The 22,963-nt window shown below is 67.9% G+C and carries 19 protein-coding genes, 2 tRNA genes and 1 pseudogene; 9 read left to right on the plus strand and 13 right to left on the minus strand.

Annotated elements, in window-relative coordinates; all coding sequences use genetic code 11:
* Window positions 1-31 precede the first annotated feature (31 nt).
* From LVQ62_RS03945 to LVQ62_RS03955, 3 genes are all read left to right on the plus strand, one after another.
* Window positions 32-1,198, plus strand: a complete 1,167-nt coding sequence (locus tag LVQ62_RS03945) for a glycosyltransferase family 4 protein (RefSeq protein WP_233765372.1) — start codon at window positions 32-34, stop codon at window positions 1,196-1,198.
* Between the two features lie 86 nt (window positions 1,199-1,284).
* Entirely contained in the window at window positions 1,285-1,974 is a 690-nt protein-coding gene (locus LVQ62_RS03950; RefSeq protein ID WP_233765375.1) for a hypothetical protein, read from the plus strand.
* A gap of 247 nt (window positions 1,975-2,221) precedes the next feature.
* A complete protein-coding gene (locus LVQ62_RS03955; protein ID WP_233765377.1) occupies window positions 2,222-3,088 on the plus strand; it encodes a glycosyltransferase in 867 nt (288 codons plus the stop codon).
* Window positions 3,089-3,180: 92 nt separating this feature from the next.
* Here LVQ62_RS03955 and LVQ62_RS03960 read toward each other — a convergent pair whose 3' ends face one another.
* Complete coding sequence (locus LVQ62_RS03960) at window positions 3,181-4,176, minus strand: D-cysteine desulfhydrase (RefSeq protein WP_233765379.1); 996 nt, start codon at window positions 4,174-4,176, stop codon at window positions 3,181-3,183.
* Between the two features lie 731 nt (window positions 4,177-4,907).
* On the opposite strand from LVQ62_RS03960, the gene LVQ62_RS03965 reads away from it, so the two are divergent.
* The 5 genes from LVQ62_RS03965 (at window position 4,908) to LVQ62_RS03985 (ending at window position 11,020) form a co-directional block, all read left to right on the plus strand.
* Window positions 4,908-7,391 (plus strand): IPT/TIG domain-containing protein, encoded by a 2,484-nt coding sequence (locus tag LVQ62_RS03965; protein WP_233765381.1) that lies wholly within the window; start codon window positions 4,908-4,910, stop codon window positions 7,389-7,391.
* A gap of 166 nt (window positions 7,392-7,557) precedes the next feature.
* The gene (locus tag LVQ62_RS03970) at window positions 7,558-7,932 is read left to right on the plus strand and encodes a YciI family protein (protein WP_233765383.1); all 375 of its coding nucleotides are present in this window, start codon (window positions 7,558-7,560) and stop codon (window positions 7,930-7,932) included.
* A gap of 24 nt (window positions 7,933-7,956) precedes the next feature.
* Window positions 7,957-9,225 (plus strand): RNA polymerase sigma factor, encoded by a 1,269-nt coding sequence (locus tag LVQ62_RS03975; protein WP_233765385.1) that lies wholly within the window; start codon window positions 7,957-7,959, stop codon window positions 9,223-9,225.
* A 344-nt stretch (window positions 9,226-9,569) separates the two neighbouring features.
* Window positions 9,570-10,202 (plus strand): hypothetical protein, encoded by a 633-nt coding sequence (locus LVQ62_RS03980; protein WP_233765397.1) that lies wholly within the window; start codon window positions 9,570-9,572, stop codon window positions 10,200-10,202.
* Window positions 10,199-11,020 (plus strand): LLM class flavin-dependent oxidoreductase, encoded by an 822-nt coding sequence (locus LVQ62_RS03985; RefSeq protein ID WP_233765399.1) that lies wholly within the window; start codon window positions 10,199-10,201, stop codon window positions 11,018-11,020. The genes LVQ62_RS03980 and LVQ62_RS03985 overlap by 4 nt, the downstream gene beginning before the upstream one ends.
* On the opposite strand, the gene LVQ62_RS03990 is transcribed toward LVQ62_RS03985, so the two are convergent.
* Window positions 11,005-11,370, minus strand: a complete 366-nt coding sequence (locus LVQ62_RS03990) for a VOC family protein (protein ID WP_233765401.1) — start codon at window positions 11,368-11,370, stop codon at window positions 11,005-11,007. The genes LVQ62_RS03985 and LVQ62_RS03990 overlap by 16 nt on opposite strands.
* Window positions 11,371-11,503: 133 nt before the next feature.
* On the opposite strand from LVQ62_RS03990, the gene LVQ62_RS03995 reads away from it, so the two are divergent.
* The gene (locus tag LVQ62_RS03995; protein WP_233765403.1) at window positions 11,504-12,199 is read left to right on the plus strand and encodes an alpha/beta fold hydrolase; all 696 of its coding nucleotides are present in this window, start codon (window positions 11,504-11,506) and stop codon (window positions 12,197-12,199) included.
* An 85-nt stretch (window positions 12,200-12,284) separates the two neighbouring features.
* Here LVQ62_RS03995 and LVQ62_RS04000 read toward each other — a convergent pair whose 3' ends face one another.
* The 11 genes and pseudogenes from LVQ62_RS04000 to gnd form a co-directional block, all read right to left on the minus strand.
* On the minus strand, window positions 12,285-12,551 hold the full coding sequence (locus LVQ62_RS04000; protein WP_233765405.1) for a hypothetical protein: 267 nt from the start codon (window positions 12,549-12,551) through the stop codon (window positions 12,285-12,287).
* Window positions 12,552-13,121: 570 nt separating this feature from the next.
* Window positions 13,122-13,194, minus strand: a tRNA-Ala gene (locus LVQ62_RS04005).
* A gap of 66 nt (window positions 13,195-13,260) precedes the next feature.
* Entirely contained in the window at window positions 13,261-13,404 is a 144-nt protein-coding gene (locus LVQ62_RS04010) for a DLW-39 family protein (protein ID WP_179483397.1), read from the minus strand.
* Window positions 13,405-13,459: 55 nt separating this feature from the next.
* Window positions 13,460-13,536, minus strand: a tRNA-Ile gene (locus LVQ62_RS04015).
* Window positions 13,537-13,689: 153 nt separating this feature from the next.
* A complete protein-coding gene (locus LVQ62_RS04020; protein ID WP_233765419.1) occupies window positions 13,690-14,226 on the minus strand; it encodes a DUF3566 domain-containing protein in 537 nt (178 codons plus the stop codon).
* Window positions 14,223-16,802, minus strand: coding sequence for a DNA gyrase subunit A (gyrA, locus tag LVQ62_RS04025; protein WP_233765423.1), 2,580 nt, complete (start codon window positions 16,800-16,802; stop codon window positions 14,223-14,225). Before gyrA ends, LVQ62_RS04020 begins: the two co-directional genes overlap by 4 nt.
* Before the next feature lie 107 nt (window positions 16,803-16,909).
* Window positions 16,910-19,075 (minus strand): DNA topoisomerase (ATP-hydrolyzing) subunit B, encoded by a 2,166-nt coding sequence (gene gyrB / locus LVQ62_RS04030; protein WP_370639665.1) that lies wholly within the window; start codon window positions 19,073-19,075, stop codon window positions 16,910-16,912.
* A 243-nt stretch (window positions 19,076-19,318) separates the two neighbouring features.
* Window positions 19,319-20,083 (minus strand): hypothetical protein, encoded by a 765-nt coding sequence (locus LVQ62_RS04035; protein WP_233765425.1) that lies wholly within the window; start codon window positions 20,081-20,083, stop codon window positions 19,319-19,321.
* A 67-nt stretch (window positions 20,084-20,150) separates the two neighbouring features.
* Window positions 20,151-20,732 carry a DUF721 domain-containing protein gene (locus LVQ62_RS04040; RefSeq protein ID WP_233765440.1) on the minus strand — a complete coding sequence of 194 codons (582 nt, stop codon included), beginning with the start codon at window positions 20,730-20,732 and terminating at the stop codon, window positions 20,151-20,153.
* The gene (gene recF / locus LVQ62_RS04045; protein WP_233765445.1) at window positions 20,729-21,955 is read right to left on the minus strand and encodes a DNA replication/repair protein RecF; all 1,227 of its coding nucleotides are present in this window, start codon (window positions 21,953-21,955) and stop codon (window positions 20,729-20,731) included. Before recF ends, LVQ62_RS04040 begins: the two co-directional genes overlap by 4 nt.
* A gap of 70 nt (window positions 21,956-22,025) precedes the next feature.
* Window positions 22,026-22,935 (minus strand): annotated as a pseudogene (gnd, locus tag LVQ62_RS04050) (phosphogluconate dehydrogenase (NAD(+)-dependent, decarboxylating)).
* Window positions 22,936-22,963 lie beyond the last annotated feature (28 nt).

The following is a 22,963-nucleotide window of genomic DNA, read 5'->3' on the forward strand; positions in this document are numbered from 1 at the left end:
TCGCGGCCTGCGAACGTGCCACCATGACCCGGTGAGAATCGCGTTCGTCAGCCCCTGGGATGTCACCGACGCGGACGCCTGGTCGGGCACGATCGCGCCGATGTACGCCGCGCTGTCCCGGCACGCATCCGTGACCCCGGTATGGACCGGCGACATTCCTCTCGCGCCCGCCGACCGGCTGTTGGAGCGCGGCATCGGCCGACTGACCGAGCGCACCTACTCGCCGCACCACGCGGTGCTGAGCAGCCGGCGTCGCGGCCGTATCGTCGCCGAGCGGGTGGCGGCCACCGGGGCCGACCTCGTGGTCGCCGTGGCCGCGTCCACCGACATCGTCTACGCGCGGCTGCCCCAGCCGGTCATCCAGGTGGGCGACACGACGTTCGCCGCGCTCCTCGGCTTCTACCCGATCGTGGACCAGCTGCACCCGCTCGCTGTGCGCCAGGCGCTGCGCGTCGACCGCGATGCGCGGCGCGCGACGCACAGCTTCGCGATGATGACCGACTGGGCCGTGCGGGCGCTGCTACGCGAGGGGGTGGCCGCCGACCGCGCGCACACCGTGCCGTTCGGCCCGTCCGTGCAGCCCCGGACGCTGGCGCCCAGGGAGCCGCACGACGAGCTGTCCCTGCTGCTAGTCGCCAGCGACTGGGCACGCAAGGGCGGTCCGGCAGCGCTCGCGGCCGTCCAGCAGGCCCGGGCCGCCGGTCATCGGGTCTCGCTGACGGCGGTCGGCAACCTGCCGCCGCTGCCGGACTGGGTGGACGCGCGCGGCCGGGTGCCGCGGCACACGCTGCCCGACCTCTACCTGCAGCACGACGTGCTGCTCGAGCTGGCGACCGCGAACACCGCCGGGATGACGCTCACCGACGCGGCGGCGTACGGACTGCCGGTCATCGCCACGGATGTCGGCGGAGTGTCCACGATCGTGCGCGATGGCGAGACCGGGCTGCTGGTGCGGCCGGGTGAGCCGTGTGTGGCCGACGCGGTCGGCGCCATCGCGAGTCTCGCCGACGGTGACCGGTGGCGCTCCCTGAGCGCCGGTGCCCGCGCCCACCACGAGGCACTGCTGAACTGGGACGTGTGGGCGACCCGGTTGCTGGAGCTGTCTGGACACGCCTGCGACCAGCATCTGTCGGGTAATCCGGATGACCGCAGTATTCGCCGTGCTCGTCTCTCGACAAGGGACACGCGGAACGAGTGAGCGCGATGCCGTTCCACGGCGTGGACAAGGGCTGAGCACATCATGCGCGGCACGGCCCACCTCGGGGATCTCAGGAGAACTTGAATATGCGCTGGTCGTCGCTCGGATGGTCGGTCGTGGTGTCTGTTGCGGCCGCGATGGGAATGACCACGGGGGCACACGCGGCCACTACGGCCGATCAGATCTACCTCCACGGCGGATCGCGTCAGGCTTTGTTCTCATCGAAAGCGCAGTGCGCTCCGCACGCATCGTGGGCGCAGGTCCAGATTTCCAATGGGAAGGCGCAGGGGATCCACAGGACTTCTCTAGCGTTGTACACCGATCCGGCCAGCGAGCAGGACTCCGTCTCCAGCTTCCCGCTGGCCGGCGGGAAGTGGACCTACTTTGCGGTCTACACCGCACCGCCCGGACGCACGATCACTGGTACCGATGCATACATCCAGACGGTCGACCAGACCCGGAATGAATCCGGTTGGAAGCGGCTGCCCGATGCGGAGAATTGGTTCGATGCAGACCACACGACCACGCGCTACTGGTCGATGCGTCAATGTGAGGCCGCGTTCCAGTGGAGCTACCAACAGTTGCGCAACAGCACGACGGTTTCACCCGGACCGACGGAAACGTGTCACGACGTCGGAGGTCAACTGCGGTACGGCATCACATACTTCATGCCGACGAACCACGACCAACAGCTGCACGACGGACGGGGTGACTGCGAGACCGCAGCCCTGTTTCCACTCTTCGACTGGTGGCGGTACGACAGTCAGACGGGCTGAGGACCAACTGGCGCGAGAAGAGTGCGGGGGCCTCACCTCGGCGAAGACCACGCAGGTCCGGCCCGCCCCGGCCGAGGGGCGGTTTACTCGACCATCATGATCGAGTTCACGAGTCCCAGGTACTTCAGAGCTCGCTGGAGACCGGGCACCGACGGCACCTCCGCGAGCCGCCAGCCTCCGTCCGCCACCAGCGGTTCCCACAGCGGGAGCAGCGAGTGGACCGCCTCTCCATGCGACCCTCATCCTCATGGCCACGACCCCCGAGCGCACGCTGCCCCTGGTGAGCATCATCGTCCCGTGCTTCAACGCCGGTGACACGCTGCCGGAGACCCTGGAGTCGGCGCGCGCGGTGGGCTACCCGTCCGTGGAGATCATCGTGTGCGACGACGGCTCGACCGATCCGCTGACGCTGCAGGTCCTCTCGGAGCTGGGCGACGACGTGCGGGTGGTCCGCCAGGAGAACGCCGGCCTGGCCGCCGCCCGCAACGCCGCGATCGCGGCCGCGCGGGGCGCATACGTCTTTCCCCTCGACGCGGACGACAAGATCCACCCGGATTACGCACGCGCCGCCGTCGAGGTCTTCGAGGCCGACCCCCAGGTCGGCATCGTGCACGCGCGGGTGCTGCGCTTCGGCGACGCAGAGGGCGAGGTCGGCTACGACGACTTCTCCATCGGGAAACTGTTGAATCACAACATGATCCACCAGCTGTCGTGGTTCCGCCGTGCCGACTGGGAGACACTGGGCGGCTACGACGAGAAGCTGCGCGACGGGCGCGAGGACCACGAGTTCTGGATCCGCATCGTGAGCACCGGCCGCACCGTCGTGAAGCTGGACGAGCTCTACAGCATCTACCGCATCCGGGCCACGTCGATGAACCACACGATGACCCACGACAAGCTGGCGCGCATCTACGCGGAGATCTTCCGCAACAACAGCGGGTTCTACCTGGAGCACCTGGAGGAGTACTTCACCGAGCGGTACGCCGAGCGTGCGCGACTTGCGCACTGGTCGCTGCGCTACGGCAAGGTCGACGCGCTGATCGAGGGCCACCCCCGCGCGTACGGCGCGGTCCGTCGCGTCGCCGCCACGGCCCGCCGCCTCCGCCGCCACTGACCCTGACGCACTGAAGGCCGAGAGACACAGGTAGACCTGTATCCCTCGGACACACCTGCGCCACGGTCAGAGCCGGCCGCCGCCCAGTTCGCTCACTGGAACGTCGAGCGGTAGCCGAAGAGACCCACGCTGCCTCCCGTGTGCAGGAAGACGACCGTGTCAGTCTCGTCGAACCTGCCCTCTGCGATCCCGCCCAGCAGTCCCGCGAAGCCCTTCCCGGAGTAGACCGGGTCCAGCAGGATGCCTTCGGTCGACGCGAGCAGCCTTGTCGCCTCGACCATCTCGTCGGTCGGCACGCCGTACCCTCCGCCGACCCACCGGTCGTCGACCAGCACGTCCTCCCGGTCCACGGTGGTGCCGATCAGCTCGGCCGTGCGCTCGGCCAGCCCGTACACCGCGTCGATCTGACGCTGCTCCGGCTGGCGCACGCTGACGCCGAGCACCCGCGCGGCACTGTTGATCGCGGCGAACCCGGCGACCAGCCCCGCCTGCGTGCCGGTGCTCCCCGTGCCGTGCACCACCCAGTCGACCGCGACCGGGGCCGCGTCCAGTTCTAGTGCGCAGTCGACGTACCCGAGTGCACCGATCGGGTTCGAACCACCGCCGGGGATGACGTACGGCCGCTTCCCGATGGCCCGCAGCTCCTCGGCCAGTGACTCCATGGCGCCCTGCATGTCGCTGCCGGCGGGCAGTCGCTGCACGATCTCGGCGCCCAACAGCTCATCGAGCAGCACGTTCCCGGACTGCTCGTATTCGTCGTCGCGGACCTGGCGCTGCTCGAGCAGGATCTTGCAGTCCAAGCCCGTCACGGCAGCGGCGGCAGCGGTCTGACGTGCGTGGTTGGACTGGGTCGCGCCCTGGGTGATCAGCGTGTCCGCTCCCTGTGCCAGGGCATCGCCGACCAGGAATTCCAGCTTGCGGGTCTTGTTGCCGCCGGTGGCAAGGCCGGTGCAGTCGTCGCGCTTGATCCACAGGTCCGGGACCTGGGCGTGCTGCTCACGCAGCAGGCTGCTCAACCGCGGCAGCGGTTCGAGCGGAGTAGGGAAGTGTCCGAGTTGTCTGCGGGCGAACCGCGTCAGTTGAACCACGCACTCATGGGTAGTCGATGAATGTCGGCGCTGTCCAACGGCCATCACGCGCGGGCCGCACGGTGACTGTCTCTGACAGGAGGCGCCGGGAAAGTTCGCGCACAGCCCATGACCGGTTGCTGCACAGGTCACATGCAGCTACCTGTCACCAAGTGCCACCCCATGCGTCATACTCAGCTGCCCGCATCGGGTGATGTGCACACGGGGTTCGCGTGTGGTCGGTAATGGATCGGTTGCCCCGACGGCACCGCGCTTCAGAGGGGTACGGGATGTTGCGCCGCATTCTTGCTGCATTGACCATCGGCCTGCTGACCACCCTGGGACTGACCACACCTGCGGCATCTGCAGCGTCGTCGACCACGGTCACAGGTTGGTCGACCGCCAATTCGTCCGCCGCGCTCGGTTATTCGTTCAGCGTCCCTGTGACAGTGAGAACGGGAAGTGGGTACATCGCTCGGGCGATCAAGGTCCAACGTGCGGAGTATGGGTCGTCGTCCTGGTCGACGGTCGCGTCCGGGACGACCTCCCCGGCCGGCGCTTACACGGCCGTGCTGACAGTTCCGACCGCGGCACGCTGGGTGTTCCGCCTATCGGTTGCTGCATCACCCACCGCGAGCGCGTACACCTCGCCGAATCGGGTGATCACCGGGATCACGGGCCTCCCTACCGCGATCTCCGGCTGGTCGACCACTAGTTCGTCCGGCGCGGTCGGTTACTCCTTCACTGTGTCGGTGAAGGTGAAGACGGGCACCGGCTACCAGGCGCGCACGGTACGAGTGCAGCGTGCGCCGTACGGGACAACTTTGTGGACGACGACCTCGACTCTCACCACAAGCACGTCCGGCAGTGTGACGGTGTCCCTGCCCGTAGCGGCCGTGAACACATGGCTCTATCGGATCGACGTTGCGCCGACCACCACCGCTGCGGTTTACACGTCCTCCACCCGGACGATCAGGGGCATTACGGGCCTGGCGACCACGGCGCTCGGCTGGTCCACGACGAGCATGTCGGTGTCGCTGCCGATGACGGTGCAGGCGCCGGTCACCGTGAAGTCCGGGGCGGGCTACGTGTCCAGATCGGTACGGCTGCAGCGGGCGCCCGCGGGGTCTTCCTCGTGGGCGGCCGTGGCCGCCCTCACGACGGGCGCAGCCGGTCAGGTGTCCGTTCCTCTGTGGGTGCCCGGTGCGGGCACCTGGGCGTACCGGATCGTCGTGGACCCGACGACTACCGCCGCCGGGTACACGTCTGCGTCGCGAGCCATCACCGGCGTGGCCGCACCCTCGATCAACAGGGTGTCCCCGGCCACCGGCTCGGCGTTGGGTGGGACCACGGTGACGATCACCGGCACCAACCTGCTCGGCACCACGTCGGTGAAGTTCGGAAACTCGATCGGCACGGGGTTGCGGGTGCTCTCACCCACCTCCGTGACGGTGGCGACTCCGGCCGGTTCGGTCGGGACGGTCGATGTGCGAGTGACGACGCAGGGAGGCACATCCGCGGTCGCGATCGGCGACCGGTACGCGTACACACCGGCTGCTTCGTGGGGTCCGCCGCAGGTCGTCGACGACTTCGCCGGTGGTCCGCGGTCGATCGCCTGTCCAGCGAGCACGTTCTGCGTGATCGTCGATGGCCACGGGAATGCGCTCACCTACGACGGGGGCGCGTGGTCCGCGCCCCGATCCATTGACCCCGGCCAGTCGTTGACGTCGGTGTCATGCCCGACGGTCGACTACTGCGGTGCGGTGGACGAGGCCGGGAACGTCGTCACCTTCGACGGGACTTCGTGGTCGAAGCCGACGAATCCTTATCCAGATGGTGGTCTGACCAAGCTGTGGTGCCAGTCCAGCAGCATGTGCGCCGGAGTCGACAAGAGCGGGAAGGTGGTCACCTTCGACGGGATGAACTGGTCCATGCCCGTGACCATCAGCCCGGAGCCGATCGAGTCCATCTCGTGCGCGTCTCGCTCGTTCTGTGTCGCGGTCGACTATGCCGGCACCGCCGTGACCTACGACGGTTCGGTGTGGTCCGAGCGTGCGCCCGTGGATCTCTTCGACGACATGGCCGGGGTGGCCTGCCCCTCTACGAGCTACTGCGTCGCCGTGTCGAAATCCGGAATGGCCGCGACGTTCGACGGCGTGACCTGGACGGACCCGGTCGTCCTACACGTTGCCAACCAGATCGTGTCGTTGACCTGCCCCTCAACCACGTTCTGCCTCGCGGCTGACGCGGTCGGACACGACGTGCGCTTCGACGGAGCGAACTGGTCCGAACCTGCGGACACCGACACGCCGGGCACCACGCAGGCAGTGTCGTGCGCATCGAGCACCTTCTGCGCAGCGATCGACGACTCGGGCTACGCAGTGATATTCGACGGTTCCACGTGGCACACCCCCTCGAACATCGAGGTCCAGGGCCCGCTCGCGTCCGTCTCGTGTCCCTCGCGCGCGTTCTGCATGGCCGTGGACTTCGCAGGAAACGTCCTGCACTTCGACGGGCGCACCTGGTCCGCATTGCACCTCGTCAATCCTGGCATCGCGTTCACGTCGGTCTCATGCCCATCGATCACCTTCTGCGCCGCCTTGGACTCCAACCACGACGCTTCCATCTTTGACGGCACGTCATGGTCGACGCCCGCCCAAGTCGGCTACATGCGATCGCTCTCCTGCGCATCCAGCACGTTCTGCGTCGCCGTCGGCTGGTACGGCGACGCCTCGATGTTCGACGGTGCTGCTTGGTCAGCCCCCACCTCTGTCGTGAACACCTACGGCGGTCTCGTCGGAGTGTCGTGCGTCGCCGGCACCACCTTCTGCGCCGCCACGACGTACGACGGGTACGTGGTGACGTTCGACGGAACCACCTGGTCCAGGTCCGTCCCGGTCGCGGCGGGACGCGTTATCAGCTCCATCTCCTGCGCGACGAGCACCTTCTGCGCAGCCGTTGATGATGTGGGGAGAGCGTTCACCTTCGACGGCAGCAGGTGGTCGGCTCGGGGCTCGCCGTCGCTCGGGGACAACGGCCCGGCGTCAATCTCGTGCACCGCGAGTACGTTCTGCGCGCTTATCGTCAACGCCGCCGTCGTGACGTTCAACGGGGCTACCTGGTCGACCCCCAACCCTGTCGAGCCCCAGCCTGAGGGCTACTTGAAAGCCATCTCCTGCGCGAGCAGCACCTTCTGCGTCGCAGTCGATGAGACGAGTGCTTTTCTCTATCAGTAGTTCCCTGCAACCCGAGCCAGATCGAATGCGGCCACGGTTCACCTGCGGTAGAAAGACGGCCCCGGACGCAGATTCAAAAGAATCCGCAACCCCCGTGTCGAAGATGGTGGTCAGCGTTCGACGTACGGGTACAAGCAGGTCCGACCAACCAGGAGGAGTGATCGCGATGCCGCGTTTCATGGGGTTCGTGAGGATGGAAGAGGGCGTCGGTATGCCGCCGAAGGCGCTCTTCGAGGCGATGGACGAGTACATCGGCAAGCAGAGTGCCAACGGGGTGTTCCTCGACGGCGGTGGCCTCTACGGCACCGAGGACGCCGTGAACTTCATCTCGCGCAAGGGTGAGGTCAGCCGGGTCGACGGTCCGTACGCCGAGGCGAAGGAGGTCGTCGGCGGGTGGGCGATCATGCAGTACGACAGCATGGAGGCAGCCGTGGCCGACCAGAAGGAGTTCGCCCAGCTGCACGCGAAGCACTGGCCCGAGGTCACCGTGATCTCGACGCTGCGCCAGATCTCCACCGGTCCGGAGGAGCCCGGAGACTGAGCCGGAGATCACTACGCTGGCCCGGTGCCGGCGCAGACCAACACGGATGACCCGAATGGGGTGATCGTCGCCGCGTGGCGGGCCGAATCGGCCCGCCTCGTCGGCGCGCTCACCCGAATGACCCGCGACGTCGACCTGGCCGAGGACCTTGCCCAGGACGCGCTGGTGGCCGCGCTCGAGCAGTGGCCCGCCACAGGCGTGCCGCAGAACCCCGGCGCGTGGCTGATGACCACCGCGAAGCGTCGAGGGGTCGATCACTTCCGGCGCACCGACGTCCTGCGGCGCAAGGTCGCGGAGCTCGAGCACGCCCCCGGGGGAGAGGAGGCGCAGGTGCCCGACCTCGAGGCGCAGATCGACTACATCGAAGACGACGTGCTGCGGCTGATCTTCCTGTCCTGCCACCCGTCGCTGAGCGCCGACTCCCGGGCCGCGCTGACGCTGCGGCTGGTCGGAGGTCTCACGACGGCCGAGATCGCCCGCGGGTTCCTGGTGAGCGAAACGACCATGGGACAACGCATCTCACGGGCAAAGAAGACCCTCGCGCACGCGCACGCCGCGTTCGAGCTGCCGACGGGGCAGGAGCGGACCGATCGCCTCGACGATGTCATGGGCGTCATCTACCTGATCTTCAACGAGGGGTACGCCGCCACCGCGGGCGCCGACTGGATGCGCCCCGATCTCGCGAACGAGGCGATCCGGCTCGCCGGGATCTTGGCCGCGCTCGCCCCGGCCGAGGTCGAGGTGCTCGGACTGCAGGCGCTGCTGGAGCTGCAGGCCTCACGGATGCCCGCGCGGCTCGACTCCGACGGTGCTCCCGTCCTGCTGGAGGCGCAGGACCGCAGCCGCTGGGACCAGACGCTCATTCGTAGCGGACTGGAAGCTCTGCACCGTGCCGAGCGACTCGCCGGACGCGGACAGCCCGTGGGTCGGTACTTCCTGCAGGCCTCGATCGCTGCACAGCACGCACGGGCGGAGCGCGCCGAGGCCACGGACTGGCGACGGATCGCGGCCCTGTACGACGTCCTGGCGACCGCAGCACCCGGTCCCGTCGTCGAGGTCAACCGTGCCGTCGCGCATGGACGGGCGTTCGGCTCGGACGCCGGGCTCGCCGTACTCGACGCGTTGGGCGAGGAGGCCCTGCCCGACTCGCCGCTCGTACCGAGCGTGCGCGGTGACCTGTTGGAGCGGGCCGGGCTTCATGCGCAGGCGCGAGAGGCGTTCACCGAGGCTGCCGGGCGGACGAAGAACGAGGGCGAACGCGCCATCCTCCGCCGTCGCGCGCAGAGCGCCTGACTCGTCGCCGCCCGGAGAAACTGACGGGCCCACGTCACCTGCGCGATCGGGGGTCGCCGACCCCTTGGTGATGGGCGCTTTTCGCGAGAAGCACCGGATCGGTCCTTCGATGCGGTGCTAGCTTCGAACGTTCACTTCTTGGGCAGAGAGGATGCGTCGTGGGGAACCCACGGCAGGAGAGCGGTCCCTCCATTCGCAGGTCGCGTGGTTCCCCGGCCTCGCGCCACCGCCGCGTGCGTCAACGCCTGACCCAGCCGCGTTCGCGTCCTCAGTCCGGCCGCCGGGGCCACGGACATGATTCACGACTTCCGATCGGACGATCTTTCAACAGACTCGGGAAGTATTTGGCGATCAGCACCGCGGGAGCGATCGCCACCATCGTGATCGGCACGTTCCTCCTTCAGCCTCTGGGGGTCGAAGGTCGCACCCAAGATGCGGCGAACAGGATCTGGTGGATCGCGAAGCACCCCAGTCTGGAGGTCCGGCCGACCTGCAAGGACACGGGGTACTACCACCGCAAGAGCCCCGACAATGCCGACGCGATCGACTACTACCACCAGAGTCATGACGACGAGTACATCTACACCAATACGTACGACGGCAAACGACAGACCGCCTGGGTCGAGTACGGATGGGGGACGCATGGGAAGAACGGCGACACCATCAGCTGGGATTTCGCGCACAAAGAAAACATCAAACTCCTGTGCGTCACCAACGGGCTCGCGAAGAACATCCAGGCCTATCGCGACACCGGAACGATCAACACGGTCCAGATCCGGGGGTGCGGGGCGACGCCTCGAATGCAGGATCTGAAGGAATTCACCGATACCTCATCAGACGCCTGGGAGAATCCGCAAGAGATAGACATGTCCTGCACGACCGACAAATTGATCTTCGACATCGCCGCCATCTACCCCGCTCAGGACAGGAGCAACGTCGATGAGGTCGGGATCTCGGAAGTAACGTTCTGGGGGTGACCACACGCCGAGGGCTGTTCGTCGCCCCGTTCGATGCCCTGGCCGACCCGCGCGTTGTGGGTGACCTGGCCGCCAGCGCCGAAACAGCCGGCTGGGACGGGTTCTTCCTCTGGGACCACCTGCAGTACGGCGACCGCGTCGAGGCGATCGCGGACGTGTGGACCTGCTGCGCGGCGGTGGCGATGCGGACCGAGCGGTTGCTCTTCGGACCGATGGTGACCCCACTGGCGCGCCGCCGGCCCCAGGTGTTGGCCCGTCAGGCGGCCAGCTTGGCGGTGCTCTCCGGAGGGCGGTTCGTCCTGGGCCTGGGCTTGGGCGACGACGGGTTGGGGGAGTTCAGCGCGTTCGGCGACGAGACGGACCCGAGGGTGCGCGGTCGGATGCTCGACGAAGGGCTCGAGGTCCTGAGCGCGCTGTTGAGCGGGGACCCGGTCGACCACGACGGACCGCACTACGCCGCCAGGGATGTCCGTTTCCGGCCGGCTGCGACCGTGCCGATCTGGCTGGCGGGCCGATTCGGCAACCGTGCGCCGGCGCGCCGGGCAGCTCGGTACGACGGCTTCTTCGTCATCGGGCTGGACGGGCCCGAGGACCTCGACGAGGTCACCGCCGATCTCGGCCGCCACGATCCGGGGCCGGGTTTCGACGTCGTGCTCGACCTTCGGCCCGAGCAGGATCCGGCCCCTTGGCTGGACCGCGGCGCCTCCTGGGTGCTGACCCGGATCGGCCCGTTCGATCTCGATCTCGCCGACGTACGGCGCATCGTCGAGGCCGGCCCGGGCGACCAGGACGCCGGGCTGCGTCAGCCCGCGGGCTGACGCAGTCCGAACCGCACGCCCTGGTCGTCGTCGCACTCCACCCATCGCCCGAATTCGGCACTCTCCGCGTGGACGTCGCCGACGATCCGGCCACCCAGCTCGGCCACCTTCGTGATGGCGGAGTCCAGGTCGTTCACCGTGAAGAACACCTCCAGGAGCGATGACGGGTCGTGATCGTGGATGCCGATGTCCAACCCGCCGGTGCTCGCCTGGCCCGGTCCGGCGGCGCCATTCATCCTCCAACCGAACAGCGCGCCGTAGAACGCTCGCGCCCGGTCGGCATCCTCGACGCCCAGTTCGATGTACGACGGGGCTCCCTGTATCGCGTGCGGCTCAGCGTTCTGTGTCATCACCCGAGCTTGTCACCGGCCCTCATACATGGCGAGCGACAGCCGGAACACGTTGCAGGGGGTCTGTTTCACGTGGAACGCCCTGGGCCGTCACTGCATGCGCAATCGGCCGTGGGCCGGTGATGATGGCGTGGTGGCGTACGAACACGACCTCATCGCCAACGGCATCTCACTGGCGACCCGCACCTGGCCGAGCGAGCACAGCAGTCGCCGGCCGGTGGTGCTCCTTGCGGGCACCGGTGCGACGGCACGGGATTGGGACACGGTCGCCGACGACCTGTGCCGCGATCGAATCGTGCACGCCGTCAACCTGCGCGGCCATGGGACGAGCACCTGGCCAGGGCGGTACAGCATCGAAACGATGGCCGCAGACATCATCGACCTCCTTCCACAGCTCGCGTCCGACCTCGACGTGATCGGCCACTCGCTGGGCGGACTGGTCGCCTGCAGGGCTGCGGTCGCGGCCGATACGCCGATCCGGCGGCTCGTCCTCGAGGACGTCGGCGTGCTCCACCCGCGACACCCCACAGCCCCCACCCGGCCCGAAGGGCGACTCGACTTCGACTGGGAGATGGTGCAGCAGATCCGTCCGGAGATCGACGCGCCCGGCACGTCCTGGACCCGGATTCTTCAGGAGATCAGCGTGCCCATCCTGGCGATCAGTGGCGGCGATACCAGCTTCGTACCCGCCGAACACGTCCGTGAGCTCACCGAATCGGTCGCGGACGGCACCTTCACCACGATCGACGCAGGGCACCTGATCCACGAGAACGCGCCGGAGGAATTCGTGCGCGCCGTCCGCGCACACCTCGACATCCCGCACCCCTGACCGCCCGAGGACCAGGCGAGCGGCTGCCACCACGTAACTGAGTGGCGCGCCCGGCCACCCGCTGTGGCGTGCTAGGCGCAACTGACTAGAAGACAGTGCCGTCGAATATGGGTGGGGTGGTTTGCGAGAAGTTCCCCAGGTTGTCCACTTCGATGGTGAGCCGAGTCCCCGGTACGACTGGGTACGCCTCGTACCAAGTGATGGAACGACCCTGAAGCAAATAGCCGCTCGGCTCGTTACAGCCTGGCTGGGTGGGTGTGCCACAGTCAGTAATCGTGGTGACGGTTGAGGTTCCGCTCGTCACGCTCAGCGAGATCTGACTCGTATTGAACGGCGCTTCGGCATCGGCCACGTTGGTTACCGTAATCGCAACCTCATACCACTTCGAACCCAGGATATCTGGCTCGTTATCTGTCTCAGATGAGCTCACGCTGTATCGATGCGGCTTACTTATACTGGTAGTGATGCCACCGGATTGCGGGGACGTGGAGCCAAACGCGAGTACCTGAGAATTGGACGATGACGTGGTCTGGGCCTGGCTGCTCGCCGTCGGCGCCTGGCTGCTGGCCGTCTGGGCTTGGCTATTGGTAGGGGTTCGACTCGATGACGGCGTACTGCTGGTGACGGCGGTCTTGGTGATCGTGGTGGTTACCGCAGCATTGCTGCCACCGCTCCCGCACGCAGCGAGTGAGATGACCGAGACAGCTACTGCGAACGCAGTTGAACTCTTAGCGGAACAGTTGATGGCGTTTGCCCCCTGTCTGACAAGCAGCCCGGTCGGGCCGCGTAACCCCCGATGCAGTGGATTCAAGAGTAGGGGCGCGCTATCGCAGTTGCGTCAGAAATCGCTGCGCTTCTCTGAAGTTCGGACATGGCGAAGGCCCTCCCGCCTCAGCGGAGAGGGCCTTCTACCTGCGGATTGTGGAGTGTAGGGGATTCGAACCCCTGACCCTCGCCTTGCAAAGGCGATGCTCTACCAACTGAGCTAACACCCCAGGCTCTGGTGTTCCCACCCGCACGTCGAGGTGCAGATAGGAGTCGCGCCGTACAGCGCGGGGTGGTCAGACGCCGGACGAACCGCCTGTGGGGGGCTTGTCGGCGGCTTGGGCCCAGAGGTCCTTGCCGGCCTTGTCCTGGTCCCGCTTCTTCTTGAAGGCAGCAGCCGCTGCAGCAGCACCTGCCAGCACGACGATCTTCTTCAGCATCGGTCCTCCTGGTGGTACGACGGGCACGCGCGGGGAGCGCGTACCGAACGGCTGGTGGTGGGCCTAACAGGACTTGAACCTGTGGCCTCTTCCTTATCAGGGAAGCGCTCTAACCGACTGAGCTATAGGCCCGTATCACCGCAGTGCGCCCACCCACGAAACCGCGGGTCAGGCGCCGAACGAGGTTACCTCAACCCCCGGGACCAGCCAAAACGCCAGCGCTGAGAGCAGAGTCGCCGCGCGCCCTATAGAGCGCGCGGCGACCCTATCGACGCAGGTCGGAGGTCACTCGTCGGTCAGCGTGAGGTGCAGGCCGCCGACCAGCGAGGAGCAGATGTTGTAGAGGAACGCGCCCAGGGTCGCGATCGCCGTCATCAGGAAGATGTCGATCACGCCGATGACCACCGACAGCGACATGACCCGCCCGAAGCCGATGTAGTCCATGAGGTTGAACGACGAACCCTTGCGGTCCATCGAGCGCAGCAGGTCGTTCAGGTTGCCGAAGACGCCCATCCCGGACAGGACCGTCCACAGCACCCCGGTCATCACCACGCCCGCGATCGCCACGGCGACCGAGAGCAGGAAGGCGATCTTGAAGACCGACCAGGGGTCGACCCTGGACAGCGACAGACGGACCCGTCGCGGGGTCGCTCGGCCGGGCCGTGACGTACGGGCGGCCGGCCGAGACGCGGGCCTGCCCCCACGGTTGGCCGCGGGTGCGGGGGCCTTGCGGGCCCCGGAGGTCCCCGCCTTGCCCGGCAGGCGCGCCGCCGGGCTATCGCTGGCGGCCCGTGCGGTGTCGTTAGGCGTGTCAGTGCTCACTCAGGATCTCCAGACTCCTGCGGATCTGTAGTCCCAGTCTCGCCGGGCACAGGGTTTTCCGTCCCTGACGCTACGGCATCATCGGCCAGCTCTTCGACCTCTGCCTCGGCATTGCGCGCCACGGCCACGATCGCGTCGCCCTTGTCGGGGGTCGCGAACTGCACTCCCTGGGTCGATCGGCCGGTTCGCCGCACCTCATCCACCCGCGAGCGCACGATCTTGCCCTTCTCCATCACGACGAGCACTTCGTCGCCGTCGTGGGTGGTGAGCGCACCGACGAGGTCGCCACCGCGTTCGGAGATGTTGGCGACCTTGACGCCGAGCGTGGCGCGGCCCTTGGTCGGGTAGTCCGAGCTGGCGGTCCGCTTGGCCAGACCGTTCTCGAAGACCACGAACACGTCGGGGTCTTCCCCGTCGGCCACGACGTTCATCGCGAGCAGCTCGTCGCCGCCCCGGAACTTCATGCCCGTCACACCCGACGTGCCGCGACCCATCGGTCGCAGGCTGTCGTCGGTGGCGTGGAAGCGCACCGACTGTCCCTTGCGGGAGACCAGCAGCACGTCGTCGAGCGGCGCGGCGAGCGCTGCCGCGACCAGCTCGTCGCCGTCGCGCAGGTTGACCGCGATGAGCCCGCCGGAGCGCGGCGAGTCGTACTCGGTCAGCCGGGTCTTCTTCACCAGCCCGCGACGGGTGGCGAGCAGCAGGTACGGGTCGGTCGTGTAGTCGCGCAGCGCCATCACCTCAGCGATCTGCTCATCCGGCTGGAACGCCAGCAGGTTGGCCACGTGCTGGCCCTTGGCGTCCCGCGAGCTCTCCGGCAGCTCGTACGCCTTGATCCGGTAGACCCGGCCGGCGTTGGTGAAGAACAGCAGCCAGTGGTGGGTGGAGGTGGTGAAGAAGGTCGACACCACGTCGTCGCCGCGCAGTTGCGCACCGCGCACGCCCTTGCCGCCGCGCCGCTGGGAGCGGTACTCCGCCATCTTCACGCGCTTGGCGTAGCCCCCGCGGGTGATCGTGACGACCACGTCCTCCTCGGGGATCAGGTCCTCCATCGACATGTCGCCGTCGAAGGGCACGATCTGGGTACGCCGCTCGTCGCCGTACTTCTCGACGAGTTCGGTCAGCTCGGTGCTGACGATGCTGCGCTGCCGCTCGGGCTTGGCCAGGATGTCCTGGTAGTCCTCGATCATCCGCTGCAGTTCGTCGTGGTCGTCGGTGATCCGTTGACGCTCCATCGCTGCCAGCCGGCGCAGCTGCAGGTCGAGAATGGCTCTCGCCTGGAGTTCGTCGACGTCCAGCAACTCCATCAACCCGGTGCGCGCCTCGTCCGCGGACGGGCTGCGCCGGATCAGAGCGATGACCTCGTCGAGCATCTCCAGCGCCTTGAGGTAGCCGCGCAGCAGGTGGATCTGCTCCTCGGCCTTGCGCAGCCGGTACTCGGTACGCCGCCGGATGACCTCGATCTGGTGGTCCACCCAGTGCTTGATGAACGAGCTGATCGGCAGCGTGCGCGGCACCCCGTCGACCAGGGCCAACATGTTGGCGCCGAAATTCTGCTGCAGCTGGGTGTGCTTATAGAGGTTGTTCAGCACCACCTTGGCCACGGCGTCGCGCTTCAGCACGATGACCAGGCGCTGCCCCGTACGACCGGAGCTCTCGTCGCGCAGGTCGGCGATGCCGGCGATCCGCCCGTCCTTGACCTGCTGGGCGATCTTCTCCGCGAGCGCGTCCCGGTTGACCTGGTACGGCAGCTCGGTCACGACCAGGCACTGCCGGCCCTGGATCTCCTCGACCTCCACCACCGCGCGCATCGTGATCGAGCCGCGACCGGTGCGGTAGGCGTCCTCGATGCCGCGGCGACCGAGCACCAGCGCGCCCGTTGGGAAATCGGGGCCCGGGATCAGAGTGAGCAGCTTCTCCAGCAGCTCCTCGCGGGTCACCTCGGGGTTCTCCAGCAGCCACAGGGCTCCGGAGGCGACCTCGCGCAGGTTGTGCGGCGGGATCTGGGTCGCCATACCGACCGCGATCCCGGCCGAGCCGTTGACCAGCAGGTTGGGGTAGCGCGCCGGCAGCACGACCGGCTGCATCGTCTTGCCGTCGTAGTTGGGCTCGAAGTCGACGGTCTCCTCGTGGATGTCGCGCACGAGCTCCATCGACAACTGCGTCATCCGGCACTCGGTGTACCGCGGCGCCGCGGCGCCGTCGTTGCCCGGCGAGCCGAAGTTGCCCTGCCCGTCGACCAGCGGGTAGCGCATCGACCACGGCTGCACCAGTCGCACCATGGCGTCGTAGATCGGCGCGTCACCGTGCGGGTGGTAGTGACCCATGACATCGCCGACGACGCGGCTGCACTTGTTGTAGCCGCGGTCGGGGCGGTAGCCGCCGTCGTACATCGCGTAGACGATGCGGCGGTGCACCGGCTTCAGCCCGTCGCGTACGTCGGGCAGCGCGCGGCTCACGATCACGCTCATCGCGTACTCGATGTAGCTGCGCTGCATCTCCGCGTTGAGGTCGGTGGCCTCGATGCCGGTGCGTCCGGGGCCTTCGCCGTCCGGGGGGCCTGTCACGTCAGACATGAATTCCCTTGATCCTCAGTCGTTTCTGCTCATGCGATGGGCTGCGCCTGCGAGTGTCCGCGGATTCGTGCATGCGTCTGCGCGATTCCGCGGACACTGGCGAGTGCCTAGATGTCCAGAAAGCGAACGTCTCTGGCATTCCGCTGGATGAACCCCCGACGCGACTCCACGTCCTCACCCATCAGCACCGCGAAGATCTCGTCGGCGGCGGCAGCGTCGTCGAGCGTGACCTGCAGCAGTGTGCGGTGGTCGGGGTCCATGGTGGTGTCCCACAGCTCGTGGTCGTTCATCTCGCCCAGACCCTTGTAGCGCTGGGTCGGCGCGTCCTTCGGCAGTCGCCAGCCCTGGCTCTGACCCTGCGCGATCAGACCGTCGCGCTCCCGGTCGGAGTAGGCGAACTCGTGCTCGTGGTTGCTCCACTTGATCCGGTAGAGCGGCGGCTGCGCCAGGTAGACGAAGCCGGCCTCGACCAGCGGCCGCATGAAGCGGAAGAGCAGCGTCAGCAGCAACGTACGGATGTGCATGCCGTCCACGTCGGCATCGGCCATCAGCACGATCTTGTGGTAGCGCGCCTTGGTGATGTCGAAGTCCTCGGCGATGCCGGTGCCGAACGCGGAGATCAGCGCCTGGACTTCGTTGTTGGCGAGCACCTTGTCGATGCGGGCCTTCTCGACGTTCAGGATCTTGCCGCGGATCGGCAGGATGGCCTGGTTGTGCGGGTTGCGGCCCTGGGTGGCCGAGCCGCCCGCCGAGTCGCCCTCGACGATGAAGACCTCGCTGATCGTGGGGTCCTTGGACTGGCAGTCGCGCAGCTTGCCGGGCAGACCGCCGGACTCCAGCAGGCCCTTGCGTCGGGTCGCCTCACGCGCCTTGCGGGCCGCCAGCCGCGCCGCTGCCGCCTGCACCGACTTGCGGACGATCATCTTGCCCTCGTTGGGGTGCTGCGCCAGCCAGTGCTGCAGCTCCTCGCGGACCGCGGTCTGCACGAAGCCCTTGACCTCGGAGTTGCCGAGCTTGGTCTTGGTCTGACCCTCGAACTGCGGCTCGCCGAGCTTGACCGACACGACGGCGGTCAGGCCCTCGCGGATGTCGTCGCCGGTGAGGTTGTCGTCCTTCTCCTTCAGCAGCTTCTGTTCGCGCGCGAAGGTGTTGATCAGGCTCGTCATCGCCGCGCGGAAGCCCTCTTCGTGGGTGCCGCCCTCGTGGGTGTTGATCGCGTTCGCGTAGGTGTGCACCGACTCGGCGTACGCCGCGGTCCACTGCATCGCCACCTCGACCGACAGCAACCGGTCGGGGTCCTCGTGCTCGAACCAGATGATCTGCTCGTGCACGGGTTCGTTCTTCTTGGAGGAGTTCAGGTAGGCGACGTAGTCGAGCAGCCCGTTGTCGTAGCGGTACTCCACGCGCTCGGGCGCCCCGGTGGGTGCCTCGCTGCCCTCCGCGGCGGCCTCGTCCTTCGCGGCGTCGTCGTCGTCCTGAGCATGCCCGGGGCGCTCGTCGGTCAACGTCAGCGTCAGGCCCTTGTTCAGGAAGGCCATCTGCTGGAAGCGCGCACGCAGCGTGTCGAAGGTGTAGTCGACGGTCTCGAAGATGTCGGCGTTCGCCCAGAAGGTGATCGTCGTGCCGTGGTCGTCCGGGGTTTCGGTGGGGCCGACGTCCTCCAGCGGAGCCAGCGGCACGCCGTTCTCGAACTCCATCACCCAGCGGCGGCCGGCCTGACGCACCTCGGCGATGAGCCGGGTGGACAGGGCGTTCACGACCGAGGAGCCGACTCCGTGCAGGCCACCGGAGACCTTGTAGCCGCCACCGCCGAACTTCCCGCCGGCGTGTAGTTGGGTCAGTACGACCTGGACGGTGGAGACGCCCTCCGTCGGGTGGATCCCGACGGGGATGCCGCGGCCCTGGTCGATGACCCGCACGCCGCCGTCGGCGAGCAGGGTGACGTCGACCCGGTCGTTGTGCCCGGCCAGCGCCTCGTCGACCGCGTTGTCCACGATCTCGGTGACCAGGTGGTGCAGACCGCGCTCACCGGTCGAGCCGATGTACATGCCGGGTCGCTTGCGCACCGCCTCCAGGCCCTCGAGCACCTGGATCGAGTCCGCGTCGTACGCCGGTTCGTCGGCGACAGGGGGTTTCGCGGGCTTCGGGGTCGCGGGAGGCACCGGGACGGAGTCACCGGTGGTCTCGGGGGTGACGACCGCACCGTCGAGATCGGGTGTCTCGTCGGGTGTCGAGTCGTCGGGGCCGTTCGCGGACGAGGCAGGCTGCGGCACGCTGCTCCTTCGGGTGATGACGCAAGAGTGACCCCGTGTCGATCGGCGCGCCGACGCTCGTATCGGAATGAGCGCTCGTTCGGCGGGACCTTGGGGTCAGGATCTCAGTCTACCCTCCCGCACCCCCAGGGCATCCTCAGGATCGTCATATGAGCGGCATTCCCGGCCAGAACGATGCCCTTCACGACCACCGGTACGTGCGGGGGCCCGTAGAGCCGCTGCAGCGCGCATCAGCGACGTCGGTCAGTTCCGCATCACGTAGATGTAGGTCTGCGACGTCTTGGGACCGCTCGGCGGGATGGTGCACTCGATGTACGGGCCGACCACGCAGGTCAGCGTGTAGGTCTGCCCGGTCTTCTTGCTCGTCGCGTCGAAGCTGAAACTGCTGCCCGTGGCGGAGGCCACCCGGCTGGTCGCCTGGTTCGCGACATCGGCCACGAAGGCGCACGTCGTGCCCGAGCCGCGCACCTTGTAACCGGTGTCGGTGCCCTTGCACTTCTCGAAGCCGGGCGGGGGCGCCGTCGCCGGGGCCGGCGTCGACGCCTTGCTGGACGAGGAGCTGCTGCTCGACCCGGACGAGGAGGTGGACGGCGCGGTCGAACTACCGCTCGGCGACGGGGTGCTGGTCACCGTGCGGGTGACCACCGGGGTGACCGCGGTGTTGGGGTGGGTGCGCTGGCCGCGCAGGATCATGAACCCGACGACCGCGATCGCCAGCACCGACGCACTGATCACCACCCAGGGCAGCACCATGCTCGCTCCCCGCGGCGGAGGGGGAGAGCCGACCATCCGACCGTCGTAACTCGGTGCGTCCGCCCGGTCCCACCCGGTCTCGACCGGAGGAGGCGCGTCGTACATGGACACGGAACCACTCGGGGGTCGAGCGGTGAATCCGGCGGGGTCGGTGGGGTGGTCCGCGGCTCGGGCGCGGGATCCTCGATCGGCCGGGAAGAGGTCGTCGAAGGTGTCGTCGCTCGCCGGCGTACGTGGTTCGTGATGGTCTGACACGGTAAAGGAAATCCTGCCGTTGCGTACAGATTGCACGACCACGGTAAGGGCGACCCCGCCGTTCCGCTCAACCGTAGGTATCGCGCGGCCCTCGTCCCGGGGCGCTGCGGCGGCCGTGGGACCACGACGGCGAGCCGGGTCCGGTGACCCGCAACTCGGTCACAACGTCGGTGCCCACCACCTGTTCCATCCTGCCCAGCAGCGTCGAGGCGAGCAGTCGCAGCTGGGTCGCCCAGGCCGTGGAATCGGCACGCACGGTGAGCACGCCGTCGGTGTACGCCACGGGCTCGCTGTGCGCCGCCACGTCGTCACCGACGATCTCCCGCCAGCGGCCCATCACGGCGCCGGCCGCGACGTCGAGCTGCCAGCCGCGCTCGGAGAGCAGCTTGTCGAACTGGTTCCCCAGCAGGGACGGGTCCCGCCCGTCGTCGCGGCCGCGGCCCTGACCGATGTCACCAGCGCGCGGCCGACGCTTGGGTATCCGCGCTCCGGGGCGAAAACCCCTCTCGGAAGCGCTCATTCGAGCCCGTGCGAGTGCCTCACGGGCCGCAGCGAAGCGGTCGGTGGACAGTGCTTCCTCGGCTCCCTCGGCCTCGTCGGCCTCCTCGGCCCGGACGGACGGCGGCCCCTGCTCCTCGTCGCCCCTCACGATGCGGCCCCCGTGGCCGTGGCGTCGGACGGACTTTCGTCAGCGGCCTCGTCGAACTCGACCTCGAGCCCAGCCGACGGGCCGGCCGCGGGCACTGTCACCGCGCCCCGGCGTACGTCGTAGAGCCGGCCCGCGAGCTCCGGCGGTACGTCGTCACGAACGGCGGCCGTGATGAGCACCTGTTCGCAGTCCGAGATCAGGGTCGCCAGCCGAGTGCGCCGACCCACGTCGAGCTCGGCGAAGACGTCGTCCAGCACCAGCACCGGATCGGTCGCCACGTCGGCGCGCAGGAGCTGGTAGCCCGCGAGCCGCAGCGCCAGGGCGAACGACCAGGACTCCCCGTGGCTGGCATACCCCTTGGCGGGCAGCTCGCCCAGCGTCAGCTCCAGGTCGTCGCGGTGCGGGCCGACCAGAGTGATGCCACGCTCGATCTCCCGGGACCGCTGCTCGGCGAAGCCGGTGTGCAGCGCGGCGGTGATCTCCTCGACGCCCGGCACCTCACCGTCGGCCGCAGGCGACAACCCGGACAGCGAGGACTGGTAGTCGATCCGGGCCCCGGACACGCTGTCGCTGACCTGGTCGTAGGCCTGCCCGACGTACGGCGCGAGGTCGCGCAACAGCCGCAGCCGCGCATAGGTCAGGTTCGCTCCGGTGGCGGCCAGGTGGGTGTCCCACACCGGCAGCGAATCGGCGAGAGCCGCATCGTTCCGGGACGTGCGGGCGTTCTTCAGCAACGCGTTGCGTTGCTTGAGGATCTTGTCGTAGTCCGAGCGCGCAGCGGCCCACCGCGGTTGGCGCGCCACCAGCAGGTCGTCCAGGAAGCGGCGACGGCCGGCCGGGTCGCCCTTGACCAGTGCCAGATCCTCCGGCGCGAAGAGCACGGTGCGCAGACTGCCGAGGATGTCGCGTGGACGGACGGCAGCCCCTCGACCCAGGCGTGCGCGGTTGGCCCGCCCGGGGTAGATCTCGATCTCGATGCTCTGCTCACGCCCGTCGCGCACCACGATCGCGCGGACGACGGCCTGCTCGTCACCGGCTCGGATCAAGGGGTGGTCGGTCGCGACCCGGTGCGATCCGAGGGTGGCGAGATAGCCGACGGCCTCGACCAGGTTGGTCTTGCCCTGTCCGTTGCGCCCGACCAGCGTCGTGACGCCGGGCTCGAAGTCGAGCTCGAGCTGCTCGTAGGACCGGAATCCGGTCAGAGTCAGCCGTCGCAGGTACACCGTGGGAAGTCTAGGAGCACGACCGCCCGCCGTACGCTCCCCGACCTACCCGCCAGATCCTGCCGAGGGACTAGTGGTCGGTCACGATGCCCTTCTGGCCCTTGAGGGTGACCGGGTGGCCGCCGAACTCGTTGCGCATCGCGGCCACGGCCTGCATCGCGGGGGAGTCGTCCTGGCGGGGAGACGAACCGGGCGAAGAGGGAGGCGGAGATGACCGGCATGGGCACGCCGTACTCCACGGCCTCCTGCACGGTCCAGCGGCCCTCGCCGGAATCATTGACGAAACCGGAGATCTTGTCGAAACCGGGGTCCTTGGCAAGGGCGGTCGCCATCAGTTCCTGCAGCCACGACCGCACGACGGTGCCGCGGGTCCAGGCCTTGAACGCGGCGGGCACGTCCTTGACGATCTCCTTGGCCGCGAGCAGCTCGTAGCCCTCGGCGTAGGCCTGCATCATCCCGTACTCGATGCCGTTGTGGACCATCTTCACGTAGTGCCCGGCGCCGACGTCGCCGGCGTGCACCCAGCCCTCATCGCGAGGGCCCTCGGGACGCAGTGCGTCGAAGACCGGCATGACGCGCTCCACGTCCTTGTCGCTGCCACCGCACATGAGGCCGTACCCGGCCTCCTTGCCCCACACGCCGCCGGAAACGCCGCAGTCGACGAAGGAGATGCCCTTCTTGTCCAGCTCCTGGGCGTGCCGCTCGTCGTCGGTGAACTTGCTGTTGCCACCGTCGACGATGAGGTCGCCGGCCTCGAGCAGGTCGGACAGGTCGTTGATCACGGAGTCGGTGACCTTGCCGGCGGGCACCATCACCCACACCACCCGCGGCGCCGAGAGCTTGGAGACCAGGTCCTTGAGGTCCTTGGCGTCACTGATCTTCTGGTCGGTGTCGTACCCGACGACCTCGTGACCTGCGGCACGGATGCGGTCGCGCATGTTGCCGCCCATCTTGCCCAGCCCGATCAAGCCGATCTGCATGTCCAACTCCTTGTTCGCCAGTGGTCAG

The organism is Allobranchiibius sp. GilTou73 (assembly GCF_021391335.1).
GTDB classification, from domain to species: domain Bacteria; phylum Actinomycetota; class Actinomycetes; order Actinomycetales; family Dermatophilaceae; genus Allobranchiibius; species Allobranchiibius huperziae.